The following is a 13,932-nucleotide window of genomic DNA, read 5'->3' on the forward strand; positions in this document are numbered from 1 at the left end:
AGCCAATAAATTAAAAAATATTAAACAGATGCAAAACAAAGTTCTTTTTTTATTGTTAGTAATGTTTACATTAGGTATATCTGTACACGCACAACGTGGTGTTAGAATTGCCTATATAGATACAGAATATATTTTAGAGAACGTTCCTGAATACCAAGAAGCCATATCGCAGTTAGATGAAAAAGCTCAAAAATGGCAAAATGAAATTCAAGTTAAGTTAAGCACTATTGAACAAAAGCGAAAAGATTTAAGCAACGAAAAAGCACTTTTAACTAAAGAACTTATTAATGAACGCGAAGAAGATATCTTTTTTGAAGAGCAAGAGGTATTAGATTACCAGCAAAAACGTTTTGGACCAAATGGCGATTTAACGATTCAGAAAAAACAATTAATGCAGCCTATTCAAGATCAAATTTTTGCGGCAGTTCAAGATTTAGCAGGGACAAGAAAATACGATTTTATATTTGATAAATCTGCCGATGTTGTTATGCTATATTCAGCAAAACAATTCGATTTAAGTGAGCAGATTTTAAGAAGCATCAAAAGAGCATCAAAACGTAAACAAGTACAAACAAAAGCAGAACGAAAGGCAGCAGAAAAAGAAGATGTAGTTCCAGAAGTGAACTTAGAATTAGAAGAACGTCAAAAAGCATTAGAGGAAAAAAGAGCAGCTAGAGAAAGTGCTGTTGAAAAAGCGAGACAAGAAAAGTTAGCAGCCAGAGAAGCAAAAGTTCAAGCAGCTAAAGATAGACGCCAGAAAATATTAGACGATCGTGCTAAAGCTAAACAAGAAAAGTTAGACGCGCAAAACAAAGCAGCAGAAACAAAAACATCTGCAGATGGAACAACAACAACTGGAGAAACAAAAACTAAAGCAGAATTAATTGAAGAAAACAGGCAAAAGAAATTAAAAGAAAGAGAAGAACGAAAAAAAGCTTTAGAAGATAGAAAGAAAAAAATATTAGAAGAACGCCAAAAGGCAAAAGACAGTATAAAAAACAATTAAAAAATAATTTATAACACATTAATACTATTTAAAAATGAAACAATTTAAAACTATTTTATTAGCAACGGCATTATGTATAGGGACTCTTAGTTTTGCACAGGCACAAAGTAAAATTGCCCATATAAATACCTCAGAATTAATTCAAGCCATGCCAGAAATGAAGGCGGCACAAACTCAAATTGAAACACTTGGTAAAACATATCAAACAGATATGCAAGCAATGATGACTGAGCTTCAAAACAAATCTAAGCAATATGGAGCTGAAGAATCTACCAAGACTCAAGAAGAGAATGCCAAAAGAGTTCAAGAATTAGGAGCTATGGAGCAAAACATTCGCCAATTTCAAGGGCAAGCACAACAAGATATGCAGAAAAAAGAATTAGAGTTATTACAACCAATAACCAAAAAAGCTAAAGATGCTATTTTAAAGGTAGGTAAAGCTCAAGGGTTTGATTATGTACTAGATTCTTCTCAAGGTATGGTTATTTTGTCTAATGGCAAAGACTTACTTGCAGATGTAAAAAAAGAGTTAGGTATTTAAAAATATTACTTTTTTAATAATTAAAATAATTCAAAAGCTACCTTAATTAAGGTGGCTTTTTTATTTTAATTACCTAAATTTATACACATGAGTAAACTTCCTATTGGTATTTTCGATTCTGGTGTTGGCGGCACGTCTATATGGAAAGAAATCCATAGCCTTTTACCTAACGAAAACACGATTTATTTAGCTGATAGTAAAAATGCTCCCTTTGGACCAAAAGGGAAAGATATTATTGTTAAACTTAGTATAAAAAACACAGAACTTTTATTAAGCAAAAACTGTAAGCTTATTGTTGTGGCTTGTAATACGGCCACAACTAATGCTATAGATTATTTACGCAAAACTTACAAAGTACCATTTATTGGTATTGAACCTGCAATAAAACCTGCTGCTCTACAAACTAAAACTAATGCTATTGGAATTTTAGCCACTAAAGGGACTTTAAGTAGTGCATTATTCTCTAAAACTTCTGGGTTATTTGCTAGTAATATTAATGTTGTTGAACAGGTGGGAGAAGGTATTGTAGAGCTTATTGAAAGCGGAAAATTATATTCTGATGAAATGACCGCGTTACTAAAACTGTATTTAAACCCTATGATTGATGCTAACATTGATTATTTGGTTTTAGGTTGTACCCATTACCCTTATTTAATGCCTTTACTTATTGATTTACTACCAAATCATGTAAAAATTATAGATTCTGGTGAAGCTGTAGCTAGACAAGCTAAAGCTGTTTTAACAAAACATCGATTACTAAATGCTCAAAATACAAATCCCAAATTGCAGTTTTTTACTAATGGAAATCCCGATGTGATGCAATCTGTTTTAGATAAAAAATATCATCAAATAGATTATTTAGATTTTTAATTGAATCTCTAATTTACGTTAGGGGATTGAGACATGCTTCGACTTTGCTCAGCACAAGTTTGTTGAAGCTCTCTTTGTCTTACCTGTCTGCCGACAGGCAGAGGTATGCAACAGAAAAAAACGACTGCCAAAAACCCGAACCTATGGTAACACCCTATTACTTAAACCACCCCGAATACTTTATATAATTATTTGCAATGCGATCTATTTCTCCTGAAATAAGCTCTTGACTAATATCTTTAACTTTTTTTGCAGGAATACCAGCATAAATACTGCCCGCTTCTACCCTTGTGTTTTGCGTAACAACTGCACCTGCTGCAATAATGCTGTTACTTTCTACTATGCAATCGTCCATAATAATACTACCCATGCCTACCAAAACATTATCATGAATAGTACAACCATGTACTATGGCATTATGCCCTATAGATACGTTATTACCAATATTTGTTGGTGATTTTTGATACGTAGCATGTATAACTGCCCCGTCTTGCACATTAACTTTATTACCCATTTTTATGTAATGTACATCGCCACGAATTACAGCACTAAACCAAATACTGCATTGACTACCTATTACAACATCGCCAACTATAGTGGCGTTTTCGGCAATGTAACAATCGTTTGGGATTTGTGGAGATTTTCCATTTACTGACTTTATTATTGGCATTTGTTATTGTTTATTTGTTAATTCGTTTAGTTGTTTTTAGACGGTCATTGCGAGTAAAAAGAAGCAATCTGTATGTTATTTATTTACTTAAATTCAATTTAAATTACTTTAGTCGCACCTCTTTCGTAATGATGGTCTACTTGAAATATGATAACAAATCTGATTTTTTTGAAGCCGAAACCATAATTTCTTTTCCGTTACTAAGTACTACACTTCCGCCTTTACCTTTTAGGTATTTTACCACTTCGTTTACGTTTACTAAATAAGATTTATGCACACGAGCAAAACTAGTATCCTTCAAAATATCTTCAAAGTATTTTAGAGTTTTACTCACCAGTTTCTTTTTATTGGTGTTAAGATAGATTTCGGTGTAATTATCATCAGCTTTACAATACAAAATATCTGCTGTATTAATAACCTCGAATCCATTTTGCTGCGGAATAGTAATTTTACCATTTACAACATTAGTTTTTGGCATTAACACTTGGTTTTGAAGGGCATTTTCTTTAGTTCTTATTTTCGCAACATAATCAACTGCTTTGATAAGCTCATCAATAGAAATCGGTTTCATTAAATAATATGAAGCATGTGCATTAAGCGCATCCATTGCATAATGGTTGTAAGCGGTTACAAATACCGTTTCAAAATTAATATCGCCTACTTTATCGAGCAAATCGAAAGCATTTCCATAAGGCATTTCTACATCTAGAAATACCAAATCTAAATTGTTATTTCTAATTAAAATTAAGGCTTCTTCAACATTTTCAGCCTCTCCTACAAGATCAACATTTGGACAGTATTTTTTTAGATAATTCTTTAGAATTTCCCTACTGGTTTCTTCGTCTTCGACTATTATTGAGGTTAATTTCATTTTGAAATTCTTTATTTTTTATTACGCACTCAATCTTTTTTAAGTGTTACAATTACTTTAGTTCCTGTATCTTCTTCATCTTGAAAATTATCAATAAATACATCTACTTTATCTTTATACATGTTATTTAAAATAGATACACGTTTTTTAATATTACCCATACCTTTTGAGTTTTGTTTTTGCTGATGCTCTGTTTTTAAAGCTTTAGATTTTTGCCTTCCAATACCATCATCGGTAATGGTAATTTTAATTTCATCAGGCTTATTTTGAGTGATTTCAATGTTTAAATGCCCTTTTGTTTTCTTATATCTCAATCCGTGCCAAACTGCATTTTCAATGTAAGGTTGTAAAAGCATTGGTGGAATTACAAAATCGTTTACTTTAATGTTTTTATCAACGGTAATATTATAATCAAACTTATCTTTAAACCTAAAATGCTCTAATTTGGTGTATAATTCTAAAAGTTCTATTTCCTTTTCTAACGGAATAAAATCTTCTTCGCTATTTTCTAAAACGGCACGCATTAATAATGAAAAGTCTGATAAGTATTTATTTGCTGTCCGCTCATCGTTTGAAGCAATAAAACTGTTTACAGAGTTTAATGCATTAAAAATAAAATGCGGATTCATTTGGCTACGCAGCGTTCTTAAAGCCAATAAATTATTTGCTAAACGTTGCTGCTTTATGTATTTAAACATTATAAATGCGGTAATTAACAACAATAATACACCACCAATTAGCGAGTAAATTATTAGTTTTTGGGTACGTGCTTGTTCAATATTAAGTTGGTATTTACTCTCTGATAATGCTCTGTCGCTCTCTAAACTTAAAATACGGTTTTGTTTGTTAATTATGTCTTTGCTAAATCGAGCAGCTTGCGATATTTCTTGCTCTCTTTTTATGTATACTTTGTCTAATAATTCTATATAATTGTCAAAAGTAATTCGTGCTTTATCATATTCTCCGGCATCTCGAAATACATCTGATAGTTTTCTGGTGGCATCTTTTTGAACAATTAAATCTTCTTTATCGTCTGCTTCTTCAATACTTTTTTCTAGATAAGTTATTGCATTACCAAAATCTTTTTTCAGCGCATAAGCGTTCCCTATTTTATAGTTTTGTTTTTGGGGTGTTAAAGGACTTTCGTTATCAAAAACCGAATCTATTTCTATTTCTTTAATATCATCTAATGCTTGTTTACGTATTTCAATTTCATTAGAATAATCACTTAAATTGTTTTGAAATTCAGCAAATTTTAATTTCTCTTCAACTGCTCTTTTTTTATTTTGAGTACTAGCAAATCTCAAAGATTCATTAAAACGCCCCTTAGCTTTTTCAGGTTCACCCTTTTCATCAAACACTTGGGCTAGCTTAGAATTTAAGTCAGTGATTTTTGGTGTTATCAAATGTTTTGAAGCTACTTTTAAGCCTTCTGTATAAGCATCTATAGAAGCATCAAAACTTTTTGTATTTTGATGCACATCGCCAATACCTTCGTAAAGTGTAACTAACTCCCAATTTGAAAGCTCCTTTTTATCAATGTCGTTATACGTAGTAAGACTTTCTTGATAATTTTTATTGAGCTGATAAGCTTTTGCCAATTTTATTTTAACACTATTAGTTGGTCTATTTTGAATACTTATTCTGTAGTTAGAAACCGCTAAATCGTACTGTTTCCAGTGCATATAAATATCGCCTAAAACCTCGTAAGCTTCACCATTTTCTTTAACTGATTTGCTAACTTTTAATCCATCTGCAATAAATTGAATGCTTTTTTTTGCATCTTTTTTTAAATACACTTCAGCAGAATCAATAAGCGATTTAAAAACTTTAGTACTGGTTTTTGATTTTAAAGCTTGACTTCTAAAATTATCCGTCTTGTTAGGTTCTACCTCAACCTTAATCCGTTCGCTACTTTTAATAATGTAATAAACGGTTTCAAAATCTTTATGTCTTACAATAAGTTCATCGCCTCTTTTAGCTACAATTCTAAACTCACCTAGAGCATCGGTTGTGGTGTATGCGCCACCACTAACTTCAATATTCACATCAGGTATTGGTTTATATGTATTGCTTTCAATTACAGATCCCCGTATAGTAAACCTTTTTTCTGAATCGATAACATCCTCGTTTACTTGAGCAAACACAAAACTTGTAGAAAAAACAAGGTATAAAAGCGTAATATATTTAACTAGTAGCTTCATTAATCTCTTAATAATAGCTAAACTTACGCACTTTCTTTGTTATAATAAAATGCGGTTTTTACAATTTAACTTCTTTTTAATACGAAAAAGAGCCTTTTACGTACTGAAATGTTTCGTTTACTCATTTAAAAAGGCACTTAACTCATTTTGCCTTTTTTAAGAAACAAATTGCTTTTAGTTTTATGCTAATCAAAAAACAAAATTATCATGAAAACACATTTTAAAACATTCCTTTTTAGCTTAGTGCTAATAAGTTTTACAACTTGTAATGCAAACAACAAAAAGACTAACACAGACTTTGCACAGATACAACAACTTACAGCACACAAACCAAATAAACAATATATTAAAGTAGCACTACTACTTGATACTAGTAATAGTATGGACGGATTAATAGACCAAGCTAAAGCACAACTTTGGGATATCGTAAACGAATTATCATACGCAAAATGTGGCAATAATAAACCCAATTTACAAATTGCTTTATACGAATATGGTAACGACCGTTTAAATGGAGACGAAGGTTATATTAGGCAAGTATTAACCTTTAGTGAAGACCTTGATGAAATTTCTAAAGAATTATTCTCATTAACTACAAATGGTGGTGAAGAATATTGTGGACAGGTCATTCAAACATCTTTAAATCAACTAAAATGGGGTAATAACCCAGACGATTTAAAACTTATTTTTGTTGCAGGTAACGAGCCTTTTACACAAGGTAAAGTTAATTACAAAGATGCCTCGGCTAGTGCAAAAGAAAAAGATGTTACTATTAACACCATTTTTTGTGGCGATTATAGACAAGGCATTTCAACATCTTGGAAAGATGGCGCAAGTTTAACTAATGGAGATTATATGGCAATAAACCAGAACAATGCGACAGTACATATTGCATCGCCTTACGATGATGACATTTTAATTTTAAATAAAAAACTAAATAAAACCTATGTACATTATGGAAGTGTAGGAAGCAAAAAAATGGAACTTCAGGCATTACAAGATACAAATGCAAACAATTACAGTAAAGCCAATGCGGTAAGCAGAACAGTGAGTAAAAGTTCACATTTATATAAAAACAAATCTTGGGATTTAGTTGACGCTGAAGCTGAAGAAGATTTTGAATATAATGATTTAAAAAAAAGTCAATTACCTGACGTTTTAAAAGGTAAGTCTGAAGCTGAAATAAAAGCTTATGTTGCAAAAAAACGTAAAGAGCGCGAGAGTATTAAAAAGCAAATTCAAGAATTAAATAACAAACGAAAACTTTACATTTTAGATCATAAAAAAGAAAACTCAAATGGACTAGAAAATGCTATGACAAAATCTATTAAAGAACAAGCTAAAAAGAAAAAGTACACTTGGGATTAGAAGTATAAAAATCGTAATGACAATTATTAATTTACAGCAGGACATTTACACTCAAAACGCTTTTCTCTACAAGCAAAGTTTAAGCCTAATGTTAACTGATGAAAACCTCCATTAGTAAATACAATCGAATTGTTTTGATATGTATAAGTGTAAGCAAACATGAATTGCTTATAATCAACACCTAAAATAGGTGTAAATTGTTGTAGTTTTTGACTTCTTACGGTATTATTATTTATTAAATATTCTGCGCCATCAAAACTTTGTCGGTAGGATAATCCTCCCCAAAGTTTACCAAATTCCATCTGTTTGTAAACTTTTCCGTTAATATCGATTGAAGCTTCTTTTGTACCATCTTTATACTGAAACATTATTGAAGGCTCGTAGCTCCATTCACTTCCTAATTTTCCAAAAACACCTCCAACAGAAAACAAATAGCGTCTTAAGTTACTGGTAATTTCTACATCGTTATTAACACCCGCATTTTTCAAAACATTTTTTATCGTAGCGTGTGCGTAATAATCTAAAAAATGATATGAAAACCCTAAGTCGATATTAAAATTAGTTTCGTTTTGTACAATACCATCAATTATAGGATCTGGTCCATCAAATAAAAAGGTTGTTTCGTCTAATTTATATTGAATAAAACCTGCACTTATTCCAAAAGATAACATGTTTAAATCTACTTCGCTTCTAGAAAATAACAAATGGTGCGCATAAGTAGCATAAGCCCCAGATTGTGAATGGTATCCGTTTTTATCGGTAAACAAAACACCTCCTATTGCTGATGGTGTATCGCCAATTCTTCCATTTAAACTTAGCGTAGTAAGTCTTGGAGCATCTTCGTGCCCAAACCATTGCTGGCGCGATGTTAATCTTACCTTAGAGCAATTGGCAATACCAGCCATAGATGGATGAATAAGATAGTAGTTATCGGTCAAATAATCTGTATATATAGGTAAACCCTCTTGCGAAGTAGCTTTGTGCGTTAACATAACACAAATGGCTATCATAAAGATATTTTTCAATTTCATAATCTTTTTACTAAGTAGGTTTGGGTTAAATTGAAACGTATTTTTTATAAAAAAATACATATTAAAAACACACACACAAAACTCAAATATATGCATATCTTAGTTTTCTTTTAGTATTTTTACAAAAAATTAGCTAAAATGAACAATTTCAAGGTTTCTGCGCAAGAAACAACAAATAAAGCCATATTAAAATTTGAAGTCAATCAATTTATAACCAAGCATCAAAGCTTCGAGTTTAATAATATTGACGACGCTAAACCATCACCTTTAGCGCAGCAGCTATTTTATTTGCCGTTTGTTAAAAAGGTATACATGTCTAGTAATTTTATAGCTGTTGAGCGTTACGACATTGTTGAGTGGAGCGATGTACAAAACGAAGTTGCAGAACAGATTGAAGCCTATTTAAATGATGGCGGTGTTGTAATTGAAGAAACCCATGCTCCTAAAAAAATACCTGTTACAGTTTATGCCGAAAGTACTCCAAATCCATCGGTAATAAAGTTTGTAGCCAATAAAAAAATAGTAACCGCTCTTTTTGAATTCACCTCAATTGATGAAGCTAAATTATCTCCTTTAGCAACCCAATTATTTCATTTCCCGTTTGTTAAAAGTGTTTTTATTGACGAGAACTATGTGTCTATCACCAAAAACGATATGGCAGAATGGCAAGATATAACGGTAGAACTTCGTGAATTTATTAGAAGTTATATTGAAAACGGAAAAGAAATTGTACTACCTAATGCTGCTGAAACTTTAAAAAAATCAACAAATCAGATAGATAGTAAGTTTGAAAAACTAGATGATACTTCTAAACAAATTGTAAACATTCTTGAAGAGTATGTAAAACCTGCTGTTGCTAGTGATGGTGGAAATATTCAGTTTATTTCGTATGATGCTGATAGTAAAAACGTAAGCGTTATGCTTCAAGGTGCTTGTAGTGGTTGCCCATCATCAACTTATACATTAAAAAGCGGTATAGAAAACATGCTAAAAGAAATGCTTCCAGGAAAAGTTGAAATGGTTGAAGCTATTAACGGATAAATTCGTTTTATTAGTGACTTTTTAAGTTTATTTGTGTCAAAAAAGCAAATATCTTAAAACAAATATTTAATTATAATCTTAAAAAAATAAACCATGGCAGTATTAAAAGTAATTGAGATTTTATCAAACTCAGAGAAAAGTTGGGAAGACGCAACTAAAAAAGCAGTAAAACACGCTTCAAAAAGTGTAAAAAATATTCGTTCAGTATACGTGCAAGACCAAAGTGCGATTGTAAAAGATGGCGAGGTTACAGAATTTAGAGTGAATTTAAAAATTACTTTTGAAGTAAACTAAATCCCCTTATATTTTATAATTTAAGCGTTCGTTAACCGAACGCTTTTTTTATGCTCAATTTTCGCTAACTTTGAAAGCATGAAATATATCTTAATATCCATTTGCATCATCACTTTAATTAGCTGTAAAGGTCAGAATTCTGAAACCATGAAACATAAATATACCAACGAGCTTATTAATGAAACTAGCCCGTATTTACTGCAACACGCACATAACCCAGTAAATTGGCATGCTTGGAATGAAAAAACCTTAGCTAAAGCAAAATCTGAAAACAAACTTATGCTAATAAGTGTTGGATATTCAGCTTGCCATTGGTGCCATGTTATGGAGCACGAAAGTTTTGAGGACACCCTAGTTGCGCAAGTAATGAATAATAATTTTATTAATATAAAAATAGACAGAGAAGAACGTCCAGATGTCGATCAAGTATACATGAACGCCGTTCAACTTATGACTGGTAGCGGCGGATGGCCTTTAAATGCCGTGGCTTTACCAGATGGCAGACCAGTTTGGGGCGGTACTTATTTTAAGAAAGAACAGTGGATAGATGCTCTAGAACAAATTTCTGAATTATATAAAGAAAAGCCCGAAAAGCTGCGCGAATATGCCGATAAATTAGAAGAAGGTATTAAGACTATGGATATGGTGAGTTTAAATACAGACGAGCCTATTTTTGAAAAAACCTTTATAGATGAAGCTGTTAATAGTTGGTCTAAACAATTTGATAACAGCTTAGGCGGAATGAATAGAGCACCAAAATTTATGATGCCTAATAACTATCACTTTTTACTGCGCTATGCCCATCAAAATAATGACGAGAAATTAATGGACTTTGTTAATTTAACATTAACAAAAATGGCTTATGGTGGTGTTTTTGATCAGTTGGGTGGCGGTTTTTCTAGGTATTCGGTAGACTCAAAATGGCATGTGCCACATTTCGAAAAAATGCTTTACGATAATGGCCAATTGGTAAGCTTATATGCCGATGCCTATTTAATTACAAAAAATGAATTATATAAAGATATTGTTACTGAAACTTTAGACTATGTAAAAAACGAAATGACTATTGATAATGGAGCATTTTACTCAGCACTTGATGCCGATAGTTTAACATCTGAAGGAGAGCTTGAAGAAGGTGCTTTTTACGTTTGGAATAAAGACACCCTAAAGGTGATTATAGAAAATGATTTTGAGTTGTTTTCTGATTATTACAACATTAATAATTATGGGTTTTGGGAACATGGTAATTACGTTTTAATTAGAAAAGATGATGATACTAAAATTATAGAAAAGTATAATTTGACTGAGTCAGAACTAAAAGAAAAAAAATCTAATTGGAAATCTATTTTATTAAAAGAACGCAATAAAAGGTCGAAACCGCGATTAGATGATAAAACACTAACCTCTTGGAATGCCTTAATGTTAAAAGGGTATATTGATGCTTATCGTGTTTTTGGTAACTCTGAATATTTAGAAACAGTAAAGAAAAACGCCAACTTTATAATTAATAACCAATTAAAAGAAGATGGTGGATTATACCATAACTATAAAGATGGAAAGAGTACAAATAATGGCTACCTTGAAGATTACTCTGCTACCATTGATGCTTTTTTAGCACTATATGAAAGCACTTTAGATGAAAAGTGGTTAAGTACAGCAAGAGATTTAGCTAATTACTGCTTTGATCACTTTTTCGATAAGCAAACCAAAATGTTTTATTTTACATCAAATGAAGATGAATCGTTAGTTTCACGAAGTATTGAATATCGGGATAATGTTATTCCTGCAAGCAATTCAATAATGGCTAAAAACTTATTTAAATTATCACATTATTTTGATAATGTACATTTTAGCAAAACTGCTATGAGCATGCTTAATAATGTGAAGCCAGAAATGAAAGAATATCCTTCAGCCTACTCCAATTGGTTTGATTTAATGCTAAATTATGCGCAACCTTTTTACGAAGTAGCTATTGTTGGGGCTGATGCAAAACAAAAAATAACAGAATTAAATAAAACATATCTACCTAATAAACTTATAGCTGCTAGTACATCTGAAAACAATATGCCTTTGTTAGAAAACAGGTTTAATCCTGATAACACATTTATTTATGTGTGCGTAAACAAAGCTTGTAAACTTCCTGTTACCGAAGTAAATGATGCTATAAAATTTATAAAAGAATGACTCTTTTAACAAGCATTTTAATTGCTTTTGTAGCTTTAGAGCATCTTTATTTTTTAATATTAGAAATGTTTTTATGGACTAAACCAAAAGGTATTAAAACATTTGGCTTAAAATCTAAAGCATTTGCTGAAGAAACTAAGGTGTTAGCTGCAAACCAAGGATTGTATAATGGTTTTTTATCTGCTGGATTAGTTTACGCCATTATTCAAAAAGATATAAATATTGCCATATTTTTTCTTGTTTGTGTGACTATTGCTGGTATTTATGGGTCTTACTCAACAAAGAATATTAAATTGTTTTATGCACAAAGTATTCCTGCTATTTTTGCACTAATTACAATATTTATTTAACTAAAAAACTAAAATAATAAATGGATTTACAAAGATGGATTGACAAAGGTTTTGCCCTAATTATGGATTTTGGACCAAAAGTATTAGGTGCCATTCTTATTTGGATTATTGGATCTTGGGTCATTAAAAAATTACTAAAAACCACTAAAAAAATAATGTCCAAAAGAGATTATGATGAGAGTTTACAAAAATTCTTAGTAAACCTTTTAGGCTGGATATTAAAAATTGTTTTAATTGTTGTAGTACTTGGTACCGTTGGTGTAGAAACTACATCATTTGCTGCTATTTTAGCTGCAGCTGGTTTAGCTATTGGTTTAGCATTACAAGGGTCTTTAGGCAATTTTGCTGGAGGCGTTTTAATTATGATTTTTAAACCGTTTAAAATTGGTGATTTAATTGAGGCTCAAGGAGAACTTGGTGTTGTTAAAGAAATTGAAATATTTACAACCAAACTAACGGGTTTATCTAACAGAGAAATTATTATTCCTAATGGGGCTTTATCAAACGGAAACATAATTAATTATACTACCGAAGGTACTCGTAGAGTTGATTTAACTTTTGGAGTAGGTTACGATTCCGATATTAAGAAAACAAAAGAAGTTCTAATGAATGTATTGACTTCCCACCCGAAAGTACTAAAAGAACCGGCTCCAACTGTAAATGTATCTGAATTAGCTGATAGTTCGATAAATTTTGCTGTAAGACCATGGAGTACGGCTGATGATTATTGGGATGTCTATTTTGGAATTACAGAAAATGTAAAAGAAGCTCTTGATGCTGCTGGTATTGAAATTCCTTATCCACATCAAGTTGAAATACAAAAACAAGGTTAAGATTTAGGTTTTAAGGCCACAAAATCTTTTAAATAATAAGGTTCAAAATAAGCGACATCTTCGATGTCGCTTATTTTGTATTTGTTATATCCTAATAAACTCATTTCGTTAGCTGATGGTAATTTATCTTCAACAAATACAGCATTTGCGTGGGTAATTAGTGTCTTGGTTTTATTAACACCATTACCAATAAAATACACTTTGCCTTTTTCTAAATATTCCGCGAAAGCGTTTTCATCTAAAACTTGTGCTTGGGTTTCTCGTATTTGATTATAGCTAAAATCAAAAACAGCCGAATACACTTCCATACGTCTAGCATCTAACATAGCTACAATAACACCATCGTTAACTTCAACTTGGCGCGCTAATGCCTCTAAGGTTGACACAGAAATTAGTGGCTTATTTAAAGCAAAACATAGTCCCTTTGCTGCCGAAACGCCTATGCGCAATCCTGTATAAGAACCTGGACCTTTGCTAACACCAATCGCATCTAAATCTTTTAAATTGAGGTTTGCATCTTTTAAAATGGCATCAATATAAACATGAAGTCTTTCTGCGTGCGAATAGTTTTTATCGTAATCTTCCTTTAAAACCAAAGTCTCTCCATCTTTTGAAAGAGAGACTGAGCAATTAGTTGTTGCAGTTTCTATATTAAGTATTAATGCCAAA

The 13,932-nt window shown here is 31.6% G+C and carries 14 protein-coding genes; 9 read left to right on the top strand and 5 right to left on the bottom strand.

Annotated features, from left to right (window positions below):
• Window positions 1-28: 28 nt before the first annotated feature.
• From L3X37_RS08185 to murI, 3 genes are all read left to right on the top strand, one after another.
• Window positions 29-1,006: an OmpH/Skp family outer membrane protein gene (locus L3X37_RS08185; RefSeq protein WP_237239683.1), complete on the top strand. Its 978-nt coding sequence runs from the start codon at window positions 29-31 to the stop codon at window positions 1,004-1,006.
• 34 nt (window positions 1,007-1,040) lie between these two features.
• A complete protein-coding gene (locus tag L3X37_RS08190; RefSeq protein ID WP_237239684.1) occupies window positions 1,041-1,547 on the top strand; it encodes an OmpH/Skp family outer membrane protein in 507 nt (168 codons plus the stop codon).
• An 87-nt stretch (window positions 1,548-1,634) separates the two neighbouring features.
• Window positions 1,635-2,417, top strand: a complete 783-nt coding sequence (murI, locus tag L3X37_RS08195) for a glutamate racemase (RefSeq protein WP_237239685.1) — start codon at window positions 1,635-1,637, stop codon at window positions 2,415-2,417.
• A 157-nt stretch (window positions 2,418-2,574) separates the two neighbouring features.
• Here the strand turns inward: murI and L3X37_RS08200 are convergent, their stop codons facing one another.
• The 3 genes from L3X37_RS08200 to L3X37_RS08210 all read right to left on the bottom strand — a co-directional run bounded on the left by L3X37_RS08200 (window position 2,575) and on the right by L3X37_RS08210 (window position 6,162).
• Entirely contained in the window at window positions 2,575-3,087 is a 513-nt protein-coding gene (locus L3X37_RS08200; protein ID WP_237239686.1) for a gamma carbonic anhydrase family protein, read from the bottom strand.
• A gap of 136 nt (window positions 3,088-3,223) precedes the next feature.
• Window positions 3,224-3,958: a LytR/AlgR family response regulator transcription factor gene (locus L3X37_RS08205; protein ID WP_237239687.1), complete on the bottom strand. Its 735-nt coding sequence runs from the start codon at window positions 3,956-3,958 to the stop codon at window positions 3,224-3,226.
• A 29-nt stretch (window positions 3,959-3,987) separates the two neighbouring features.
• Window positions 3,988-6,162 (bottom strand): histidine kinase, encoded by a 2,175-nt coding sequence (locus L3X37_RS08210; protein ID WP_237239688.1) that lies wholly within the window; start codon window positions 6,160-6,162, stop codon window positions 3,988-3,990.
• Window positions 6,163-6,369: 207 nt separating this feature from the next.
• Here L3X37_RS08210 and L3X37_RS08215 point away from each other — a divergent pair, with 207 nt between their 5' ends.
• Window positions 6,370-7,530, top strand: a complete 1,161-nt coding sequence (locus L3X37_RS08215) for a vWA domain-containing protein (protein WP_237239689.1) — start codon at window positions 6,370-6,372, stop codon at window positions 7,528-7,530.
• A gap of 26 nt (window positions 7,531-7,556) precedes the next feature.
• Here the strand turns inward: L3X37_RS08215 and L3X37_RS08220 are convergent, their stop codons facing one another.
• Window positions 7,557-8,561, bottom strand: a complete 1,005-nt coding sequence (locus L3X37_RS08220) for a PorP/SprF family type IX secretion system membrane protein (protein ID WP_439654833.1) — start codon at window positions 8,559-8,561, stop codon at window positions 7,557-7,559.
• Between the two features lie 138 nt (window positions 8,562-8,699).
• Here L3X37_RS08220 and L3X37_RS08225 point away from each other — a divergent pair, with 138 nt between their 5' ends.
• From L3X37_RS08225 to L3X37_RS08245, 5 genes are all read left to right on the top strand, one after another.
• Window positions 8,700-9,602 (top strand): NifU family protein, encoded by a 903-nt coding sequence (locus L3X37_RS08225; protein WP_237239691.1) that lies wholly within the window; start codon window positions 8,700-8,702, stop codon window positions 9,600-9,602.
• Between the two features lie 93 nt (window positions 9,603-9,695).
• On the top strand, window positions 9,696-9,896 hold the full coding sequence (locus tag L3X37_RS08230) for a dodecin family protein (protein ID WP_237239692.1): 201 nt from the start codon (window positions 9,696-9,698) through the stop codon (window positions 9,894-9,896).
• Window positions 9,897-9,974: 78 nt separating this feature from the next.
• Window positions 9,975-12,080: a thioredoxin domain-containing protein gene (locus tag L3X37_RS08235; RefSeq protein WP_237239693.1), complete on the top strand. Its 2,106-nt coding sequence runs from the start codon at window positions 9,975-9,977 to the stop codon at window positions 12,078-12,080.
• Window positions 12,077-12,430, top strand: coding sequence for a DUF1304 domain-containing protein (locus tag L3X37_RS08240; RefSeq protein ID WP_237239694.1), 354 nt, complete (start codon window positions 12,077-12,079; stop codon window positions 12,428-12,430). Before L3X37_RS08235 ends, L3X37_RS08240 begins: the two co-directional genes overlap by 4 nt.
• Window positions 12,431-12,450: 20 nt before the next feature.
• Window positions 12,451-13,263 (top strand): mechanosensitive ion channel family protein, encoded by an 813-nt coding sequence (locus L3X37_RS08245; RefSeq protein WP_237239695.1) that lies wholly within the window; start codon window positions 12,451-12,453, stop codon window positions 13,261-13,263.
• Here L3X37_RS08245 and tsaB read toward each other — a convergent pair.
• Window positions 13,260-13,931 (bottom strand): tRNA (adenosine(37)-N6)-threonylcarbamoyltransferase complex dimerization subunit type 1 TsaB, encoded by a 672-nt coding sequence (gene tsaB, locus L3X37_RS08250; protein ID WP_237239696.1) that lies wholly within the window; start codon window positions 13,929-13,931, stop codon window positions 13,260-13,262. The two genes, L3X37_RS08245 and tsaB, sit on opposite strands and share 4 nt — an antisense overlap.
• Window position 13,932: the final 1 nt, after the last annotated feature.

Origin of the sequence: Wocania arenilitoris (assembly GCF_021728535.1) — a bacterium.
GTDB classification, from domain to species: domain Bacteria; phylum Bacteroidota; class Bacteroidia; order Flavobacteriales; family Flavobacteriaceae; genus Wocania_A; species Wocania_A arenilitoris.

Bases quoted from the DNA above. Each gene is read 5' to 3' on its own strand.
- L3X37_RS08185 (WP_237239683.1), top strand. From the start codon at position 29: ATGCAAAACAAAGTTCTTTTTTTATTGTTAGTAATGTTTACATTAGGT.
- L3X37_RS08190 (WP_237239684.1), top strand. From the start codon at position 1,041: ATGAAACAATTTAAAACTATTTTATTAGCAACGGCATTATGTATAGGG.
- murI (WP_237239685.1), top strand. From the start codon at position 1,635: ATGAGTAAACTTCCTATTGGTATTTTCGATTCTGGTGTTGGCGGCACG.
- L3X37_RS08200 (WP_237239686.1), bottom strand. From the start codon at position 3,087: ATGCCAATAATAAAGTCAGTAAATGGAAAATCTCCACAAATCCCAAAC.
- L3X37_RS08205 (WP_237239687.1), bottom strand. From the start codon at position 3,958: ATGAAATTAACCTCAATAATAGTCGAAGACGAAGAAACCAGTAGGGAA.
- L3X37_RS08210 (WP_237239688.1), bottom strand. From the start codon at position 6,162: ATGAAGCTACTAGTTAAATATATTACGCTTTTATACCTTGTTTTTTCT.
- L3X37_RS08215 (WP_237239689.1), top strand. From the start codon at position 6,370: ATGAAAACACATTTTAAAACATTCCTTTTTAGCTTAGTGCTAATAAGT.
- L3X37_RS08220 (WP_439654833.1), bottom strand. From the start codon at position 8,561: ATGAAATTGAAAAATATCTTTATGATAGCCATTTGTGTTATGTTAACG.
- L3X37_RS08225 (WP_237239691.1), top strand. From the start codon at position 8,700: ATGAACAATTTCAAGGTTTCTGCGCAAGAAACAACAAATAAAGCCATA.
- L3X37_RS08230 (WP_237239692.1), top strand. From the start codon at position 9,696: ATGGCAGTATTAAAAGTAATTGAGATTTTATCAAACTCAGAGAAAAGT.
- L3X37_RS08235 (WP_237239693.1), top strand. From the start codon at position 9,975: ATGAAATATATCTTAATATCCATTTGCATCATCACTTTAATTAGCTGT.
- L3X37_RS08240 (WP_237239694.1), top strand. From the start codon at position 12,077: ATGACTCTTTTAACAAGCATTTTAATTGCTTTTGTAGCTTTAGAGCAT.
- L3X37_RS08245 (WP_237239695.1), top strand. From the start codon at position 12,451: ATGGATTTACAAAGATGGATTGACAAAGGTTTTGCCCTAATTATGGAT.